Genomic DNA, 18,575 nt, shown 5'->3' with positions numbered 1-18,575 from the left:
ATGTTGAACCGAGGAGTTCCCGTGCGTCTTCGACGTCCCCTGATCGCCGTTGCCGGCGCCGCCGTCACCGTGATCGCCCTGTCCGCCTGCGCGAGCGGCACCACCGAGGCGAACGAGAGCGGCTCGGCCGCGGCATCCGGCGAAGGGTTCCCGATCACGATCGAGCACGCCTTCGGCGAGACGGTCATCGAGGCCGCGCCCGAGCGCGTCGCGACCTGGGGCTGGGGCTCCACCGAGGCCGCCGCGGCGCTCGGCGTCTACCCCGTCGCCATCGCCGAGCAGGTCTGGACCGTCGGCGAGGGCAACTACCTGCCGTGGGTCGAGGAGGCCTACGAGGCGGCCGACGTCGAGCTGCCCGCGCTCCTCAGCGACCCCGAGGGTGGCGCGACCGTGCCCTACGAGGAGTTCATCGAGGCCGACCCCGACGTGATCCTCGCGCCCTACTCGGGGCTCACCGAGGAGCAGTACGAGACCCTCTCCGAGATCGCGCCCGTCGTCGCGTACCCCGAGGCGCCATGGACCACGCCGTGGGACGAGGAGATCCGCATCGTCGCCGAGGCCCTCGGCCTCGCCGACGAGGGCGAGGCCCTGCTCCAGGACATCTCCGACGGCCTCGCCGAGCAGGCCGCGGCGCACCCCGAGTTCGAGGGCAAGACCTTCGCGAGCGTGTGGGACGGCGACGGCGTGATGTCGGTCTACACCGAACTCGACTCGCGAGTCGAGGTGCTCACCGAACTCGGCCTGGTGCCGGCGCCGAGCATCGCCGAGCTCGACAGCTCCGACGGCGGCTTCTACTACGACCTGAGCTACGAGCAGCTCGACCGGCTCGAGGCCGACTTCATCATCAGCTTCTCCTCCGACCAGGAGACGGCCGACGCGTTCCTGACCAAGCCCGAGCTGCAGGTCATCCCGGCCGTCGCCGCCGGCAAGGTCGCCTCGGTCTACGACCCGGTGACGGTCTCGTCGGTCTCGCCGCCCACCGCGCTGAGCTTCGACTGGGACCGCGGCATGCCCGTGCTCATCGACTCGATCGCGGCGGCGCTCGCCGAGTGACGATCGGCTGAACCGGCGACCACGGTCGCCGAGTGGCGAACGGCCGACTCACCGACCGTTCGACGGCCCGGATGCCCCGCGAGGCATCCGGGCCGTCGTGCGTCGGCGGGCCGGGCGCCGCGAGGGCAGGTAGCCGCCGGCCTCGAGCCCGGCCTCGATCTCGAAGCGGTTGCGCAGCGGGTCGCGCCCCGCGAGCAGGTACAGCAGGGGGAAGAGCATGCCGTAGCGCCGCCACTGCCGGCGATGCACGGCCTCGTGGCCGAGCACGCGGTGCTCGGTGTTGCGGTCGGTGAGGTAGCAGCCGCCGACGCACGCGCCGCCGCGCCCGAACGCCCACTTCGGCATGCCCTGGAAGACGAGGAGCCCCCGACGGTGCTCGACCGGACCGGTGCTCAGCAGGAATCCCCATGTCAAGCCGACGGCGGTCGCGAAGACGTAGCCGGCGTGGCTGATCGGCGAATCGGTCAGGCGCACGCGAAGGCGCAGCGGCGGGCGCTCGCGGGGGAGGCCGGCGGGCGCGGTGCCGGCCGGCACGTTGCCGCCCGCGGGCGCGGTGTCGGCGGACTCCGCGTCCACCACCTCGCTCACGCCGCGGCCCCGGGCCGGCCGTACGCCTCGAGCAGTCGCAGCCAGACCTCGCTCACGGTGGGGAAGGCCGGCACCGCGTGCCAGAGCCGGTCGATCGGCACCTCGCCCACGATCGCGATGGTCGCGGCCTGCAGGAGCTCGGCCACGTCCTGGCCGACGAAGGTCGCGCCGATGACGACGCCGCGATCGGCGTCGACGACGAGCTTGGCCCGCCCGGCGGGGCCGTCGGAGTGGATGCCCGTGCCGCTGACCGAGTCGAGCCCGACCTCCACGACCCGCGGCTCGAGCCCCGACTCGCGTGCGGCCGACTCGGTGAGCCCGACGCTCGCGACCTCGGGCTCCGCGAACACGACCGACGGCACGGCCCGGTGGTCGGCCGTCGCGACGTGGGCGCCCCAGGGCGCGTCGTCGACGGGCCGGCCGAGCGCGCGCGCGGCGATGGCGTCGCCGGCGGCGCGGGCCTGGTACTTGCCCTGGTGCGTGAGCAGCGCGCGGTGCGTGACGTCGCCGACGGCCGAGAGCCAGTCGCCGTCCACGCCGCGCGCGACGAGCGCGTCGTCGACGTCGATCCACTCGCCGGGCTCGAGGCCGACCGTCTCGAGGCCGAGGTCGTCGGTGCGCGGCGTGCGCCCGGTCGCCACGAGCACCTCGTCGAAGCGAAGCTCCTCGCCGCCGGGCAGCGTGAGCACGACTTCGCCGGCGTCGTCGCGCGCGACGCGATCGGGCGTGACGCCGAGGTGCACCACCGCACCGAGTTCCCGCAGCCCGTCGGCGACCGCGTCGCCCGCGAACGGCTCCATGCCCGACAGCAGCCCGCCGCGGGCGAACACCGTGACCTCGGCGCCGAGGCCCGCGTAGGCGGTCGCCATCTCCACGCCCACCACGCCGCCGCCGATGACCGCGAGGCGTGCGGGCACGGCCTCTGCGCTCGTCGCCTCGCGGCTGGTCCACGGACGCGACTCGGCGAGTCCGTCGATGCGCGGCATCGCGGCGTCGGAGCCCGTGGCGATCGCGACCGCGTGCCGCGCGACGAGGGTCGTCGTCGTGCCGTCGGCGTGCTCCACCACGACGCGACGCTCGCCGTCGAGGCGCCCGTGCCCGCGCACGAGCTCGATGCCGACGGAGGCGAGCCAGGCCGCGCCGCCCTCATCGGACCAGTTCGAGACGAACGCGTCGCGGCGCCGCAGCACGGCCTCGACGTCGAGCGCGCCCGTCACCGCCTCGGCGGCCCCGGGCACGCGCTGGGCGGCGCGCAGGGCGGCCGGGCTGCGCAGCAGCGTCTTCGACGGCACGCAGGCCCAGTACGAGCATTCGCCCCCGACGAGTTCGCGTTCGACGATCACGACGTCGAGTCCGGCCGCGCGGGCGCGGTCGGCGACGTTCTCGCCGACGGGGCCGGCTCCGATCACGATGAGGTCGGTCTCTCGCGCCACGGCGTGGCTCCCTTCGGTTCGGGCCGACCGGCCCGGGCGGGCCGCGCCGGCCGGTTCAGGCGTCGGTGCGGTTCGCCGCAGCCGCGAGCGCACCCACGAGCCGCAGGATCGTCGGCAGGTCGTCGTCGGCGGCGTCGGGCGTGCTCGGCGCGAATCCCGCGATCGCGGCACCGGCGAGCGGGAACCGCTCGACCACGGCCCGCACGAGGGCGACGAGGGCGGATGCCTCCACGCCGAACGGCATCGGATAGCTGAGCCCGGCGAGCGCCGAGGGGTCGAGCACGTCGAGGTCGACGTGCACGAACACGTTGGTCGCTCCGGTCGCCTCGAGGGCGGCGACGACGACGGTCGGGTCGGAGAGGTCCTCGACCGTGAGCGTCTGCACGGCGTGCTCGTCGATGAAGCGCCGCTCTTCGTCGTCGATGGCGCGGATGCCGCCCAGCACGAGCCGCGTCGGCTCGACCCGCTCCGACTCGTCGAGCGCGAGCCCCTCGGCGCCCTCCCCGGCGATCGCGCGCAGCGTCATCCCGCCGAACCCGCCCGACGGCGACGAGGCCGGCGTGTTCAGGTCGGGGTGCGCGTCGAGCCACAGCACCGCGAGGTCGCCGCCGGTGCGCCGCGAGGCGTGGGCGACGGCGGCGAGCGCGGCGCCGCAGTCGCCGCCGATGGTGATCGCGAGGCCCGGCACGCCGGCGAGCGCCTCCTCGGTGCGCTCGCGCACGCGCCGGATGGTGCTGTAGCGGCGGACGCCCGTCTCGAGCATCTCCCCGGCCTCGGCCGGCACCTCGACCTCGATCGTCGCGGCGGCGGGCAGGTCGCCCCTGACCGCCGCGGCCCCGTCGGCGAGGCTCATCGCGCGCGCCGAGACGGAGCCCTGCCAGAGGGGGACGACGACGAAGGTGGCGGGCATGGTCCCAGTATGGCCCGCGAGACGACGGATGCCCCGCGCCGAGGCCGGCGCGGGGCATCCGTTCGCGGACAGCGAGCGCTCAGCCGCCGATCGCGCCCTGCGTGGAGCCGCCCGCCTTCAGGGCGGCGAGCCGCGCGTCGACCTCGGTCAGCTCGCCGAGGTCGTCGAGCTCGTTGAACTGGGCGTCGAGGCTCGACGCCGACAGCTCGGCCTGGCCGCGCACCTTCGCCTCCTCGCGGCGGATCTTGTCCTCGAAGCGCCCGATCTCGCTCGTCGGGTCGAGGATGTCGATCGACTTGACGGCGTCGTGCACCTGCTGCTGCGCGGCGGCCGTCTTGGAGCGGGCGACGAGCTCGTTGCGCTTGTTCTGCAGCTGGACGAGCTTCTCCTTCATGCCGTTCAGGCCGGCCTTGAGCTTGTCGACGACCTCGGTCTGCGCGGCGATCTGCGGCTCGGCGGCCTTCACCTCGTTCTCGGAGGAGATCTGGCGACTCAGGGCGACCTTGGCGAGGTTGTCGAACTTGTCGGCGTCGGCCGTGTTGCCGGCCGCGCGGAACTCGTCGGCCTTGCGGCTGGCGGCGAGCGCCTTCTGGCCCCACTCGGAGGCCGCCTCGACGTCTTCGCGGTGGTCGTCCTCGAGCAGGCGCAGGTTGCCGATCGTCTCGGCGATGGCGGCCTCGGCGTCGGCGATCGAGTTGGTGTAGTCGCGCACCATCTGGTCGAGCATCTTCTGGGGATCCTCGGCCTCGTCGATGAGGGCGTTGATGTTGGCGCGGACGAGCTGCGAGATGCGCCCGAAGATGGACTGCTTGGCCATGGTGCGTTCCTTTCGATGTGGGTGGTCGTCGCGTGGTCTGGTCGTGGTGGTCGGTGTGCCGGATGCCCCGGGCGGGCGGTCAGCGCGGATGCCTCGTCAGAATCGTCCTCCGCTTCCGCGCCGACCGCGCGTGCCGCCGCCGCCGAAGCTGCCGGCCGAGCGGCCTCCGCCGAAGCTTCCGCCGAAGCCGGCGCGGCTGCGCCCGCCGCCGCCTCCGCTGAAGCCGCCGCCGAAGCCGCCGCCGCCGCCTCCACCGCCGAGGACCGAGTTGATCAGGATGCCGCCGAGCACGGCGCCGAACAGGTCGCCACCGCCCCCGCCGCCGGTGGGCGCGCCCCAGCCGCCCTGGCCACCCGGGCCCGCAGCGGGGCCCCCGAGCCCGCCGAACCCGCCGACGTCCTGCTGGGCCAGGCGCATCGCCTCGGCCGCCAGGGTCTCGGCGCGTTGGGCGTCGCCGAGCGCGGCGGCCGGGTCGGTGCCGCGAGCCTGTTCGGCCAGCGCGAGGTGGCGGCCGGCCTCGGCCAGGCGCGTGCGCGCCTCGGCGCCGATCGCGCCCCGGCGCGCGACGAGGTAGTCCTCCGCGGCCTGCACCTGCGCGCGTGCGGTGACGAGCGAGCGGTCGAGCTGCGCGGCGACGCGGGCCGCCTGCTCGGCCGCCGCTCGGACGGAGCCGATGGCGGCGTCGATGGCCGCGTTCGCGCGCTCGACGCGCGCGTGCAGCGCGAGCGGGTCGCGGCGGGGCTGCGCGAGACCGTCACGGATGGCCGCGGCCTCGGCCGCGGTGGACCGCGCGAGCTCCGCGAGTCCGCCTTCGGGATTCGCGCCGGCCTCCGCGACGTCGCGGTCGAGGTCGGCGACGCCGGCCGCCACGGCCTGGTCGGCCGCCGCGAGGTCGCCGGCGAGCCGTTCGATCGCGCCGGAGAGCGCGGTCGCCTGGTCGACGGCCTCCTCGCCCGCGCGGATCGCGACGGCGGCCTCGCCCGCGCGTCCGGCTCCCAGGGCGGCCGAGGCCTCGTCGATGGCGGCGCGCGCGAAGCCGAGGCGCGACTCGGCCTGCGCCGGATTGTCGGCGACGGCGGCGAGCGCCGAGTCGGCGTACTGGGCGCGCAGCGCGTCGAGCCGCTGCGAGGCGGGAGCCACGTGCGCGGCGGCCTGCGAGGCCGCGCGGCGCACGCGCTCGAGCTCCTGCGGGGCGTTGCGCTCGAGGTCCCGCAGCTCGTCGAATCGCGCCGCCTGCTCGTCGAGTGCGGCGTCGGCCTCGCCCGTCAGCCGCAGGATGCCGCCGTACCACTCGCGACGCTGGGCATCGGTGTCGGGTTCGGCGTCGTCGAGTCGCTGCTGCAGGCCGAACGCCTCGGCGACCTTGGCCTTCGCGGCCGCGAGCGCCTCGCGGAACGGCGCCGTCGCCTCCTCGCCGTAGGAGGCGACGGCGAAGCCGAGTTCCTCCTCGCTCGTGCGGATGGCGTCGTCGGCGCCGACGAGGGCTCCGCCGGCCTGCCGGCGCAGCTCGTCGAGGGGAACCTCGGGTGCGGGGGCACCGGCACCGCCGGTGCCCGCACCGGCGCCCGCGTTGCGGCGGCGCTTGCGCCAGGCCAGCAGCAGCACGACGCCCACGACGATCACGCCGGCGATGACCAGGAACCAGATGAAGCCCCAGCCGGGGCCGCCGCCGGAGCCGCCGCCCGCGATCGCGTCGGCCGCGGCGATCGCCGCACCCGCCCAGTCCTCGTCGACGAGCTCGGGCTCGACGACCTCGAGCGAGATGCGCTGCACCTCGTCGGCCGAGAGCGAGGCCTCGTTCGCAGCCGACAGGTAGTAGGCCCGGCCGTCGACGGCGACGGCGAGCAGGTAGTCCTCGTCGCCGAGGTTGTTGGCGATCGCCGTGTCGGCGGCCCACTCGACGGCGCTCTCGGGGTTCGTGAAGGTCGGCACGTACGCGACGAACAGCTGGCGCCCGCTGCGCTCGGCGGCCTCGTCGATCGCCTGCTCGACGTCTGCGAGGTCGCCGCCGAGCACGCCGGCCGTGTCGACCACCGGCGACGCGCCGAACGACACCGGGTCCTCGGCGAAGGCGGGGGAGGCGGTGACCCCGGTCCATGCCGCCGCGGCGACCACGGCTCCGGCGACGGCGGTCATCCAGCGTCTCGTCCTGTGCACCTGCGCGTTCCCCCGTTCAGACCGGACGATGCCGAGTCTAGGCCGCGCAGCGGCGTCGGCGCACGCCGCAGGCGCCCGTCTCGCCTTCGCCGCGCTTCGCGCGACGTCAGTGCACCGGGAGGGCGGCGACCTCCGACACGACGACGAGGGGGAGGCCCGGGCGATCGTCGCTCACGATCGCCACCGATGCGGCGAGGCCGTAGGCGCCGGGTGCGAGCGGCTGGGCGCCGCCCGTCGAACCGCCCTCGGATGCCTGGTCGACGTCGCAGCGTTCGGTGCGGAACTCGACCGGCAGCTCGACGGATGCGCCGGGAGCGAGCTCGATCGCACGACCCACGGCCTCGTCGGGGACGGCGCCGGACTCCGCGCCGCGCGCGGGTGGGCGCCACACCGCCACGCCGGCGTCGACCACCGCGACGGATGCGCCCGAGACGCGGCCCGTCACGAAGCCGGCCCCCGTGTTGGCCAGCACGAGCGTCGCGCGGCCGGTCGTGCCGGCGACGACGGCGCCGTCGGGGCGTACCGTCGCCACGAGCCCTCCGCCCGAGGCATCCGTCGCGGTCGTCGGCGAGGGAATCGGCTCGCCGCACCGGAAGACGGCGGCGATCGCGACGCCGTCGTCGGCGAACGGCGGCTGGTCGGCGGGCGCCACGCCCGACGCCGCCTCCTCGCCCGCCTCGGCGCCGGCGCCGGCGTCCGCGCCCGTGTCGGGAGCGGATTCGACCGCGATCGTCGAGTCGGATGCGGGCGAGGGGCCGAGCGTCGCGACGCCCGCGAAGAGTCCGGCGCCCGCGATGACCGCAGCGACCGTTGCCGTGGCGCCGACGAGCACGTTGCGCCGGTGTCGCCGCACGAGGCGGGTGCCCCGCAGCACCGCGTCGACGTCGATCGGCGGCGACGACGAGGCATCCGCGGCACGGCGCAGCGACCCGGCCAGCGCGTGGTGCAGGTCGGCGTCGTGGAGGTGCTCGGGATCAGGCGCGGACATCGGCGCCTCCTCTCCGCTGGCGGGGCGAACCGTCGCGCTCGAGTGCGGAGGAGAGCGCGCGCAGCGCGTCCGACAGGTACCGCTTGACCGCCCCCGGGCTGATGCCGAGCGTCGCCGCGACCTGGTCGACCGTGAGGTCCTCGTAGTAGCGCAGGACGATGCAGGCGGCCTGGCGCGGCGCCAGACGGCGCACGCGTGCGGCGAGGTCGAGCCGCAGGTCGGTCGCCGACGTCGAGGACTCGATCGCGCTCGGCGCGGCGACGAGGTGACGGATGCCCCGCCACGTGCCCTCGCGGCGCGACCGGTCGATCACGGCGTTCAGCACGGCACGCCGCACGTACGCCTCGGCGCGGTCGGGCGTGAGCTGCGGACGCGGGCGCCCGAACGTGCGCACGAGCGCGTCCTGCACGAGATCGGCCGCGTCGGCGTCGCTGCCGGTGAGCAGGTAGGCGTACCGGACGAGCGCGTCCCCGCGCTCGGCGACCAGTCGCGTCGCCACGGCATCCCAGGTGGCCGTCACCGTGCTCCTCCCGACGGCGGGCGTTCCGCCGTCACCCTCTTCGACGTGCGAGGCGACCGGAACGTTGGGGCGTCGTCGGGATCAGGGTAGCGAGCGGCGGAGGGCACGGCGAGGCGGTCCCCGGTGACACTGTGCCCGGCAACGCGAAGAGCCCCGGCCGATGGCCGAGGCTCTTTCGTGCGGTGCGTCGCGATCAGCGCGACCCGGCGACGGATGTCGCCCGAACGTGCCCCCGGAGGGATTCGAACCCCCGACCTACGGTACCGGAAACCGGCGCTCTATCCCCTGAGCTACGGAGGCGCACAGCTAGAGACATTACCACCTCGTGCCGCGAGTCCCGGACCATCGCGGGGCCCTCGAAGGCGACCTCGTGGTCAGGCGACGGCCACCCGTGCGACGGTGTCCAGCAGTTGTTCGCGCACGCGTCCGCGCAGGAACTCGCGCGCCCCGGCGAGCACGGGATCGACGATCACTCCCGTGGCGAGCACGGTCGGATACCAGCGGCTGATGCGGCGCACGGCGGCCTCGACCGCGGCGGCGAGCTCGGGTCCGCCGAGGGCGGCGTTCGGCCCCGCGAGGACGAGGCATCCGGGGTCGAGCGTCGCGAGCAGGGGCAGCGCCGCCCAGGCGATGCGCTCGGCGAGCCGTTCGCGCTCGTCGGCCGTCGGTCGGTCGCCGGCGATCACCCGGCGCACCGCGGCGCCGCCGACGAGGTCTTGAACGGTGCGCGCGTCGGGATCGATCTCGACCGCGGCGGCGGGCACCGGGAGGAAGCCGATCTCGCCGGCGCCACCGTACGTGCCGCGGTACAGCTCGCCCGAGAGGTCGAACGCGGCGCCCACGCCGTTGCCGAGCCACAGCAGTGCGAACTCGCGGTGGTCGAGGCCCGCGCCGTGCCGGCGCTCGGCGATCGCTGCCAGGTTGACGTCGTTCTCGATGTAGACCGTGCGGCCGAGGGCCTGCTCGAGGCGGTCGTGGAGTCCGTGCACGGGCCATCCGGGCAGCGTCTCGGTGAACAGCTCGCCGCGCCCGCCCGGGTCGACGTAGCCGGGGATGCCGACGCAGACGGTTCGCACCTCGGCGGGGTCCGCCGAGTCGGCGGCGCACGCGTCGTCGATCGCGCGCGCGATCTCGCGTTCGGCCGAGCGTTCGGATGCCCCGCGGGGGAGCGCGCGGCGGACGACGGGGTGCTCGCCGCCCGCGGCGTCGACCACGCTCGCGCGCAGCTCGTGCGCGTCGAGGTCGACCGCGACGCCGAGCGGACGATCGAGGCGGGCCGCGTACAGCACGGCGTTGCGGCCGGGCGCACCGGCCCGCAGGCCCTGCTCCTCGACGACGCCGGCGGCGATCAACCGCGACATCATGAGCGACGCGGTCGGCTTGGAGACGCCGACGATCTCGCAGATGCCGATGCGCGTGAGCGGCCCGTGGTCGAGCAGCGCCGAGAGGCCGACGCGGTCGTTCACCGCGCCGAGCCACGACGGCGTGCCGGTGCTGGTGCTCGCGGCCATGGGCGGATCAGGCCGTGGGAAGGTTGGCGAGCACGGACTGCACGAGCTGCTGCGCGTCGCCCGGCTCGAACAGGGCGTCGGACTCGAGCACGACCCAGTACGGTCCCGAGAACACCTGGGCAGTGCCCGTGGACCCCGAGCGCTTGAAGTAGCCCTCGACGGCGGGCGGGGTGCCGTACGTGGGCACGGGATTCAAGGAGGAGGCGGCGTCGTTGCCGTGCCGCTCGAGCGCGCCGGCGGCCGGCGTCGCGACCGCGATCTCGATGACCTCGCCGCTCGTCTGGTTCAGCCACGCGCACGCGGTGCCGCCCTCGTCGACCACCGCGACGATGCTCGCCGCCGACGGGTCGTACCCGGGGTCGGTGCCGAAGTTCGGGTTGAACGCGTAGACCTGCTCGGGCGTGAGCAGCGTCTCGCACGCGATCGCGAACGGCTCGGAGGGCTCCTCGGACGGCCCGGGCTCGGCCGGCGTCTCGGTCGCGCCGTCGGTCGGCGTCGCCGATGCGGACGTCGACGGCTCCGCCGATTCGGATGCCTCGGGCCCGGAGCTGCCGCACGCGGCGAGCAGGCAGATCGAGGCGGCGGCCAGCAGGGCGCCCGCCACGCGGGCTCGGGCGGATCGGGGCAGGCGCAGCATGTGACGAACCCTATCAATGCGCGCGGGTAGGATTTGCGGGTGACTCCAGCCGATCTCTCGCTCGCCCTGCACGACCTCGTGACCACGCTCGTCGAGCGTCGGCGAGCCGCGGGCGACGAGGTCGTGCTCGAGCTGGCGCCCGAGCAGGTGACGCTCGAGCGGCCCAAGCTGCGCGAGCACGGCGACTGGGCATCGAGCATCGCGCTGCGCATCGCGAAGCCGCTCCGGGCGAACCCGCGTGAGCTCGCCGCCGAGCTCGCCGCGGGCCTCGCCGCGGTCGACGGCGTGGCGAGCGCCGAGGTCGCCGGCCCCGGGTTCATCAACATCCGGCTCGACGCCGCGGCGGCCGGCGAACTGGCCCGCACGATCGTCGAGGCGGGGGCCGCCTTCGGTCGCGGCGACAGCCAGGCGGGCCGGCGCATCAACCTCGAGTTCGTGTCGGCCAACCCCACGGGCCCCCTGCACATCGGCCACACCCGGTGGGCCGCGCTCGGCGACGCGATCTCGCGGGTGCTTCGCGCCGCGGGCGCCGATGTCGCCAACGAGTACTACATCAACGACGCCGGCAGCCAGATGGAGACCTTCGGCCGCTCGGTGCTCGCCGCGGCCAAGGGCGAGCCCACGCCCGAGGGCGGCTACCCGGGCAGCTACATCGCCGACCTCGCGGCGCATGTGCTCGAGCGCGAGCCCAACCTGCTCTCGCTCGACGACGAGGTCGCACTGCACACGGCGACCGAGATCGCGTACGAGCTCCAGCTCGCCGAGATCCGCGCCTCGCTCGACCGCTTCAATGTGCACTTCGACGTGTGGACGAGCGAGCGCCGCCTCCAGCAGAAGGGCGACGACGGGCTGTCCGACGTCGACACCGCGGTCGAGCGCCTGCGCGCCCAGGGCCACGTGTTCGACGACGGCGGAGCCGTCTGGGTGCGCACGACCGACTTCGGCGACGACAAGGACCGGGTCATCCGCCGCGGCAACGGCGTCTACACCTACTTCGCCGCCGACGCCGCGTACTACCTCGACAAGGGCGACCGCGGCTTCGACCACAAGATCTACCTGCTGGGCGCCGATCACCACGGCTACGTGCACCGCCTCAAGGCGCTCGCCGGTGCCGCCGGCGACGACCCCGAGCGCGACATCGAGGTGCTCATCGGCCAGCTCGTGAGCATCAACGGCGCGAAGCTGTCCAAGCGCGCGGGCAACATCATCGAGCTCGACGACCTGCAGGCCTGGCTCGGCACCGACGCGCTGCGGTACACCCTCGCCCGCTATCCGGCCGACTCGCCGCTGACGATCGACCCCGAGATCCTCACGCGCCGCACGAACGACAACCCCGTCTTCTACGTGCAGTACGCCCACGCGCGCACCTGCGCAGTCGACCGCAACGCGGCTTCCGTCGGCGTCGACCGCTCGAGCTTCGCGCCCGAGCTGCTCGAGCACGAGACCGAGTCGGCCCTGCTCGGCGCCCTGCAGGAGTTCCCGCGGATCGTGGCGCAGTCGGCCGAGTTGCGCGAGCCGCACCGCGTCGCGCGCTACATCGAGGAGCTCGCGGGCCTCTACCACCGCTGGTACGACAACTGCCGGGTGCTCCCGCTCGGCGACGAGCCGATCGGCGACCTGCACCGCACCCGCCTGTGGCTGAACGACGCGACCGGCCAGGTCATCCGCAACGGCCTCGACCTGCTCGGCGTCTCGGCGCCCGAGCGGATGTGACCGTGGCGCTCGGGCGCTCGGCTCGCGGCTGGCTCATCGCCGGCGGTGTCGTCGTGGTCGTCGCCGGCGGCCTGGTGCTCGCCGACGTGCTCGTGCGCACCGCCGCCGAGCAGCGCATCGCCGAGGCCGTCGAGGAGCAGCTGCCCGATGGCGTCTCGGGCGACGTGAATGCGAAGGTCGGCGGGTTCTCGGTGCTCCTCCAATCGCTCGGAGGGCGCGCCGAGCAGGTCGAGCTGCACGCGCCCGAGCTCGTCGTCGACGGTGCGCCGATGGTCGTCGACGTCGTCGCGCACGACGTCCCGCTCGACCTCGCGCAGCCGGTCGGCCGCATCGACGCGACGATCCGCATCGACGAGGCATCCCTCAACACGCTCGCCGTGGCGCAGGGCGTGCCAGGCGGCTTCACGCTGGGCGACGGCGTCGTCGGCTACGACGGCACCGTCGAGGTCCTCGGCATCCCGTTCCGCTACTCGGCGACGGCGGAGCCCGAGGCCGCGGGCGACCGCGTGCTGCTGCGCCCGGTCTCGGTCGAGGTCGGTGCGGGCGGCGCGACCATCGACCTCTCGCAGGTCACCGACCGCGTGCTCGGCGGCGACCCGCTGACCGTGTGCACCGCCGAGTCGCTCCCCGAGGGGGTCGAGGTGTCGGGCGTCACGGCCTCGCCCGGGGTCGCCGAGGTCCGGCTCGAGGCGACCGGCCTCGTGCTCGATGAGGAGCACCTCTCGGCCCGCGGCAGCTGCGACTGACGTCGACGTTCCCCGGCGTCATCCGATTCGGCGGCGCCACGCGCCCCGATTAGACTCGCTCGGGTGCGTCGCCCCACAAGGGCCGACCACGCTGGCTTCAGGAACCGATCCGGGTTCGCTCGCCGACCGAGTGATCGATTCGTTCCATCCGTCCCAGTGAGGTCTTCCGTGGCATCCACCGTTTCCGCAGCCGTCCCGGCCGCGCCGGCCGATGCGAACGCGCTCGCTCCCGCCGTCTGGCCCGAAGGCGCGACTCGCGACGACCGCGGCCGCCTCGTGCTCGGCGGCGTCGACGCGGTCGCGCTCGCCGAGCGGTTCGGCACCCCCCTCTACGTGCTCGACGAGCGGGTCGTCCGCGGTCGCGCCGTGCGCTTCCGCGACGCGCTGGCCGGCGCGGCGCGCTCGATCGGCAGCGACGCCACCGTCTACTACGCGGGCAAGGCGTTCCTCTCGGCCGCCATCGTGCGCTGGATGCTCGACGAGGGCCTCGCCGTCGACGTGTGCACGGGCGGCGAGCTCGCCGTCGCGCTCGCCGCGGGCGCCGACCCGGGGCGCCTCGGCTTCCACGGCAACAACAAGTCGCTCGCCGAGATCGAGCGCGCCGTCTCGGTCGGCGTCGGCGCCATCATCATCGACAGCGAGATCGAGATCGAGCGGGTGGCGGATGCCGCGGCCCGCGCCGGCCGCGTGCAGCGCGTGCGACTGCGCGTGAACAGCGGGGTCCACGCCTCGACGCACGAGTTCCTCGCGACGGCGCATGAAGACCAGAAGTTCGGGGTGCCGCTCGATCGGGCGTTCGAGCTCGGTTCCCGCATCCGCTCGCACGAGTCGCTCGACTTCCTCGGCCTGCACTGCCACATCGGCTCCCAGATCTTCGACTCGGCCGGGTTCGCGGAGTCCGCCGAGCGGCTCATGGCGGTGCATGCCGAGCTCGCGCGCGTCGCGCCGCTACCCGAGCTGAACCTGGGCGGCGGCTTCGGCATCGCGTACACCGAGGCCGACGACCCGGCGCCGATCGAACTCATCGCCGGCGGCATCGCCCGCGCGGTCGAGGCGGCCTGCGCCGCGCACGACGTGCCGGTGCCGCGCCTCGCGTTCGAGCCGGGGCGCTCGATCGTGGGGCCCGCGGGCGTCACGCTGTACACGGTCGGCACCATCAAGCCCGTGCCGACCGACGACGGCTGGCGGCACTACGTCTCCGTCGACGGCGGCATGAGCGACAACGCCCGCACGGCGCTCTACGGCGCCGCGTACACGGTGCGCCTCGCGTCGCGCACCTCGGATGCCCCGGCCGCGCTCGTGCGCGTCGCGGGCAAGCACTGCGAGTCGGGCGACATCGTCGTCGACGCCGACTGGCTGCCCCACGACGTCGCACCCGGCGATCTCGTCGCCGTGGCCGCCACCGGCGCCTACTGCTGGTCGCTCGCGAGCAACTACAACCACGTCCCGAGGCCGGCCGTGGTCGCCGTCCGTGACGGCGCGGCGCGCGTCATCGTCCGCGGCGAGACCGAGGCCGACCTGCTCGCGCGCGACGCGGGCATCGAGGCATCCGCCGACGCCACCGTGACCGGAGGAACCCCCGAATGATCGAATACCGCTCCATCCGCGTGGCGCTGCTCGGTGCCGGCTCGGTCGGCTCGCAGGTCGCGCGCCTGCTGCTCGAGCACGGCGACGAGCTGACCGCCCGGATCGGCGCCCGCATCGAGCTCGTCGGCATCGCCGTGCGCGACGTCGACGCGAAGCGCGACGCCGACCTGCCGCGGGAGCTGTTCACGACCGACGCGCCCCGGCTCATCCTGGGCGCCGACATCGTGATCGAGCTGATGGGCGGCATCGAGCCCGCGCGCACGCTCGTGCTGCAGGCGATCGCGTCGGGCGCCGACGTCGTCACCGGCAACAAGGCGCTGCTCGCCGCGCACGGCGCCGAGCTGTTCGCGGCCGCCGAGCAGGTGGGTGCCCAGCTCTCGTACGAGGCGGCCGTCGCCGGCGCCATCCCGATCATCCGCCCCCTGCGCGAGAGCCTCGCGGGCGATCGCATCGAGCGCATCCTCGGCATCGTGAACGGCACGACGAACTACATCCTCGACCGCATGGACACGACCGGCGCCTCGCTCGAGGACGCCCTCGCGACGGCGACCGAGCTCGGCTACGCGGAGGCCGACCCGACCGCCGACATCGGCGGCTACGACGCCGCGCAGAAGGCGACGATCCTCGCGAGCCTCGCCTTCCACACGAGCGTGCCGGTCGAGTCCGTGCACCGCGAGGGCATCACGGGCGTGACGGCCGCGCAGGTCGAATCCGCGCGGCGCGCGGGCTACGTCGTCAAGCTGCTCGCGATCTGCGAGCGCCTGGCCGACCCCGAGTCGGGCGAGGCGGGCATCTCGGTGCGCGTGTACCCGGCGCTCGTGCCGCGCGAGCACCCCCTCGCGGCGGTCCGCGGCGCCAACAACGCGGTCTTCGTCGAGGCATCCGCCGCCGGCCCGCTCATGTTCTACGGCGCGGGTGCCGGCGGCGTGCCGACCGCCTCGGCCGTGCTCGGCGACCTCGTCGCGATCGCCCGGCGCCACGTCGTCGGCGGGCCGGGCACGAGCGAGTCCACCCACGCCGATCTCGCCGTGCTGCCCATCGGGCGCATCACGACGAGCTACTCGATCACCCTCGAGGTCAGCGACGAGCCGGGCGTGCTCGCCGCCATCGCGCACGTCTTCGCCGACCACGGCGTCTCCGTCGAGACCATGCAGCAGACCGTCGCCGAGAGCGGCACGGCTACGCTGGTGATCGGCACCCACCAGGCGACCGAGCAGGCGCTCGCCGACACCGTCGCGACCCTCGCCGACACTCCCGTCGTCGTGTCCGTGGCATCCGTCCTCCGAGTCGAAGGAGCAGTGTGAACCAGCCCACCCCCAAGCCGAACTCCCGCCAGTGGCGGGGCGTCATCCGCGAGTACGCCGACCGGCTCGACGTGACCGCGGCGACGCCCGTCGTGACCCTCGGCGAGGGCGGCACGCCGCTGCTGCCGGCGCCGGCGCTCTCGCGTCGCACGGGCGCCGACGTGTGGGTGAAGTTCGAGGGCATGAACCCGACCGGCTCGTTCAAGGACCGCGGCATGACCATGGCCGTCACCAAGGCGGTCGAGGGCGGCGCGAAGGTGGTCATCTGCGCGTCGACCGGCAACACCTCGGCCTCCGCGGCCGCGTATGCGACCCACGCCGGCATCACGGCGGCCGTGCTCGTGCCCGAGGGCAAGATCGCGATGGGCAAGCTGAGCCAGGCGATCGCGCACAACGCCCAGCTCCTCCAGGTGCAGGGCAACTTCGACGACTGCCTCGACATCGCCCGCGACCTCGCCGCCAACTACCCGGTGCACCTCGTCAACTCGGTCAACAACGACCGCATCGAGGGGCAGAAGACCGCCGCGTTCGAGGTCGTCGAGGTGCTCGGCGACGCCCCCGACCTGCACTTCATCCCGGTCGGCAACGCCGGCAACTACACGGCCTACACGCGCGGCTACCGTGAAGACCTCGCGGCCGGCAACTCGACTCGGATGCCCCGCATGCTCGGGTTCCAGGCGGCGGGCTCCGCGCCGATCGTGCGCGGCGAGCCGGTGAAGGACCCCGACACCATCGCGAGCGCCATCCGCATCGGCAACCCCGCGTCGTGGGAGCTCGCGCTCGCCGCGCGCGACGAGACCGACGGGTACTTCGGCGCCATCGAGGACGACAAGATCCTCGAGGCCCAGCGCATCCTCTCCGCCGAGGTCGGCATCTTCGTGGAGCCCGCGTCGGCGATCTCGGTCGCGGGCCTGCTCGAGCGGGCCGAGGCCGGCGACGTGCCTGCCGGCTCCCGGGTCGTGCTCACGGTCACGGGCCACGGCCTGAAAGACCCCCAGTGGGCCCTCCGCGACCCCGCTGGCGGCGACGTCGCGCCGACCATCGTGCCGGTCGACGTCGCGCAGATCGCGGCCGTGCTCGGGCTCGCGTCATGACCGCGGCCGCCGCGGTCGCCGGCGGGCTCCGTGCGGCCGACGGCCTCGCGGGGCGCTCGGTGCACGTCAAGGTTCCCGCGACGAGCGCCAACCTCGGCCCCGGCTTCGACACGCTCGGGCTCGCGCTCGCGGTGTACGACGAACTCGACGTGACGGTGCTCGAGCAGCCCGGCCTCGAGATCGAGGTGCACGGGGTCGGCGAGGGCGAGGTGCCGCTCGACGCGTCCCACCTCGTGGTGCGCGCGATGGCGCACGCCTTCGCACGCCGCGGCTACGAACTGCCGCCCATCCGGCTCGTCGCGCACAACGCGATCCCGCACGGCCGCGGGCTCGGCTCCTCGGGCGCCGCGATCGTCGCGGGCGTGATGGCGGCCTCTGGGCTCCTCGAAGGCGCCGAGTCGTTCACGGCCGACGACCTGCTCGAGCTCGCGACCGAGCTCGAGGGCCACCCCGACAACGTGGCGCCAGCGCTGTTCGGAGGCCTCACGATCGCCTGGACCACGCCCGAGGGCCCGCGCCACAAGAAGCTCATCGTGCACCGCGGCGTCGCGCCGCTCGTGCTCGTGCCCGAGCACGAGATGTCGACCGCGCTCGCCCGCTCGCTGCAGCCCGCATCCGTCCCGCACGAGGACGCGGTCTTCAACGTCTCCCGGTCGGCCCTGCTCGTCGCGGCGCTCATCCAGAGCCCCGAGCTGCTGCTGCAGGCGACTGAAGACAAGCTGCACCAGTCGTACCGCGCCGAGGCGATGCCCGAGACCGACCGGCTGATCAAGGCGCTGCGCGCGGCGGGGCATCCCGCCGTCGTGTCGGGGGCCGGCCCGTCGATCCTCGTGCTCGCGAGCGACCCGAGCGAACGCGCCGACGCGGTGCGGCTCGTCGAGGAGTCGGCCGACACCGCGTGGCAGGCGCTGCCGCTCGCCGTCGACTTCAAGGGCGCGACCGCGGTGCCGCAGCACCGCTGAACCCCGAAGTTCCACAGGCGGCGCGTCGCGATTCCGATCCGACGCGTTCGCGGTGGTACGCTGGACGAGCACCCGGCAGTGAACGCATCGAACGCGTTTCCAGCCGCATCGTGCGATTCCCAGCAATCTTGCTCTCGCCACGCGTGGGTTCGCGCCACCGCGCGCAACGTCCCGATCCGCATGGCGACCAGGTCTCCCGGCGGGTACCCCCTGCTACCGGGGGAAAGGACCACATTCCAGTGACCAACGCACCTGAATCCCTCGTGGGCGCCGTGACCCCTGCTCGGCTCAGCGCCATGAAGGTCGCCGAGCTCGTCGAGCTCGCGAACTCCCTCGGCATCCCCGGCGCCTCCAAGCGCCGCAAGGGCGAGCTCGTCGAGCTGATCTCCACGGCCCAGGCCGGTGAGACGGCGGCGGCCGAGGCGCCGGTCGAGGCACCGGCGCCGGCCGAAGCCGTCGCCGAGGCATCCGAGTCCGCGGAGGCGACCGCTCCGGCAGAGCCGGCCGCGGCGCCCGCCGAAGCGGCCGCCGAGCCGGCCGCGCCGGCGGAGCCCG

General features: G+C 74.4%; 17 protein-coding genes and 1 tRNA gene. 8 read left to right on the top strand and 10 right to left on the bottom strand.

Features of this window, described 5'->3' with window-relative positions; translation table 11 throughout:
* Nucleotides 1-21: 21 nt before the first annotated feature.
* Nucleotides 22-1,053 carry an iron-siderophore ABC transporter substrate-binding protein gene (locus GE115_RS17885; RefSeq protein ID WP_312855365.1) on the top strand — a complete coding sequence of 344 codons (1,032 nt, stop codon included), beginning with the start codon at nucleotides 22-24 and terminating at the stop codon, nucleotides 1,051-1,053.
* Between the two features lie 48 nt (nucleotides 1,054-1,101).
* Here the strand turns inward: GE115_RS17885 and GE115_RS17880 are convergent, their stop codons facing one another.
* From GE115_RS17880 to GE115_RS17835, 10 genes are all read right to left on the bottom strand, one after another.
* A complete protein-coding gene (locus GE115_RS17880; protein ID WP_153686140.1) occupies nucleotides 1,102-1,539 on the bottom strand; it encodes a Fe-S oxidoreductase in 438 nt (145 codons plus the stop codon).
* A gap of 98 nt (nucleotides 1,540-1,637) precedes the next feature.
* Entirely contained in the window at nucleotides 1,638-3,074 is a 1,437-nt protein-coding gene (locus tag GE115_RS17875) for a dihydrolipoyl dehydrogenase family protein (protein WP_312855364.1), read from the bottom strand.
* 55 nt (nucleotides 3,075-3,129) lie between these two features.
* Nucleotides 3,130-3,984 (bottom strand): arginase family protein, encoded by an 855-nt coding sequence (locus GE115_RS17870; RefSeq protein ID WP_153686114.1) that lies wholly within the window; start codon nucleotides 3,982-3,984, stop codon nucleotides 3,130-3,132.
* 79 nt (nucleotides 3,985-4,063) lie between these two features.
* On the bottom strand, nucleotides 4,064-4,801 hold the full coding sequence (locus tag GE115_RS17865) for a PspA/IM30 family protein (protein WP_153686113.1): 738 nt from the start codon (nucleotides 4,799-4,801) through the stop codon (nucleotides 4,064-4,066).
* 96 nt (nucleotides 4,802-4,897) lie between these two features.
* Complete coding sequence (locus GE115_RS17860) at nucleotides 4,898-6,937, bottom strand: TPM domain-containing protein (protein ID WP_153686112.1); 2,040 nt, start codon at nucleotides 6,935-6,937, stop codon at nucleotides 4,898-4,900.
* 127 nt (nucleotides 6,938-7,064) lie between these two features.
* Entirely contained in the window at nucleotides 7,065-7,946 is an 882-nt protein-coding gene (locus GE115_RS17855) for a hypothetical protein (protein ID WP_153686111.1), read from the bottom strand.
* Nucleotides 7,933-8,466: a sigma-70 family RNA polymerase sigma factor gene (locus GE115_RS17850; RefSeq protein ID WP_312855363.1), complete on the bottom strand. Its 534-nt coding sequence runs from the start codon at nucleotides 8,464-8,466 to the stop codon at nucleotides 7,933-7,935. The genes GE115_RS17855 and GE115_RS17850 overlap by 14 nt, the downstream gene beginning before the upstream one ends.
* 227 nt (nucleotides 8,467-8,693) lie before the next feature.
* Nucleotides 8,694-8,766: transfer RNA gene (locus GE115_RS17845), tRNA-Arg, on the bottom strand.
* Between the two features lie 74 nt (nucleotides 8,767-8,840).
* Nucleotides 8,841-9,977, bottom strand: coding sequence for an ROK family transcriptional regulator (locus GE115_RS17840; protein WP_153686110.1), 1,137 nt, complete (start codon nucleotides 9,975-9,977; stop codon nucleotides 8,841-8,843).
* A 7-nt stretch (nucleotides 9,978-9,984) separates the two neighbouring features.
* Nucleotides 9,985-10,614 carry an iron ABC transporter ATP-binding protein gene (locus tag GE115_RS17835; RefSeq protein ID WP_153686109.1) on the bottom strand — a complete coding sequence of 210 codons (630 nt, stop codon included), beginning with the start codon at nucleotides 10,612-10,614 and terminating at the stop codon, nucleotides 9,985-9,987.
* Between the two features lie 39 nt (nucleotides 10,615-10,653).
* Here GE115_RS17835 and GE115_RS17830 point away from each other — a divergent pair, with 39 nt between their 5' ends.
* The 7 genes from GE115_RS17830 to GE115_RS17800 form a co-directional block, all read left to right on the top strand.
* Nucleotides 10,654-12,327: an arginine--tRNA ligase gene (locus GE115_RS17830; RefSeq protein ID WP_312855362.1), complete on the top strand. Its 1,674-nt coding sequence runs from the start codon at nucleotides 10,654-10,656 to the stop codon at nucleotides 12,325-12,327.
* Between the two features lie 2 nt (nucleotides 12,328-12,329).
* Nucleotides 12,330-13,073 (top strand): LmeA family phospholipid-binding protein, encoded by a 744-nt coding sequence (locus tag GE115_RS17825; RefSeq protein ID WP_153686107.1) that lies wholly within the window; start codon nucleotides 12,330-12,332, stop codon nucleotides 13,071-13,073.
* Nucleotides 13,074-13,241: 168 nt separating this feature from the next.
* Complete coding sequence (gene lysA / locus GE115_RS17820; protein WP_312855361.1) at nucleotides 13,242-14,660, top strand: diaminopimelate decarboxylase; 1,419 nt, start codon at nucleotides 13,242-13,244, stop codon at nucleotides 14,658-14,660.
* Nucleotides 14,657-15,964, top strand: coding sequence for a homoserine dehydrogenase (locus GE115_RS17815; RefSeq protein WP_153686106.1), 1,308 nt, complete (start codon nucleotides 14,657-14,659; stop codon nucleotides 15,962-15,964). The genes lysA and GE115_RS17815 overlap by 4 nt, the downstream gene beginning before the upstream one ends.
* Entirely contained in the window at nucleotides 15,961-17,058 is a 1,098-nt protein-coding gene (gene thrC, locus GE115_RS17810) for a threonine synthase (protein ID WP_312855360.1), read from the top strand. Before GE115_RS17815 ends, thrC begins: the two co-directional genes overlap by 4 nt.
* A complete protein-coding gene (gene thrB / locus GE115_RS17805; RefSeq protein WP_153686105.1) occupies nucleotides 17,055-18,020 on the top strand; it encodes a homoserine kinase in 966 nt (321 codons plus the stop codon). The genes thrC and thrB overlap by 4 nt, the downstream gene beginning before the upstream one ends.
* 239 nt (nucleotides 18,021-18,259) lie before the next feature.
* A partial coding sequence (locus GE115_RS17800) for a Rho termination factor N-terminal domain-containing protein (protein ID WP_312855359.1) occupies nucleotides 18,260-18,575 on the top strand: 316 nt, incomplete at its 3' end.

The sequence above is a fragment of the Agromyces agglutinans genome, from assembly GCF_009647605.1.
Classification (GTDB): Bacteria; Actinomycetota; Actinomycetes; order Actinomycetales; family Microbacteriaceae; genus Agromyces; species Agromyces agglutinans.
This window is presented reverse-complemented; position numbering and strand designations above follow the sequence as displayed.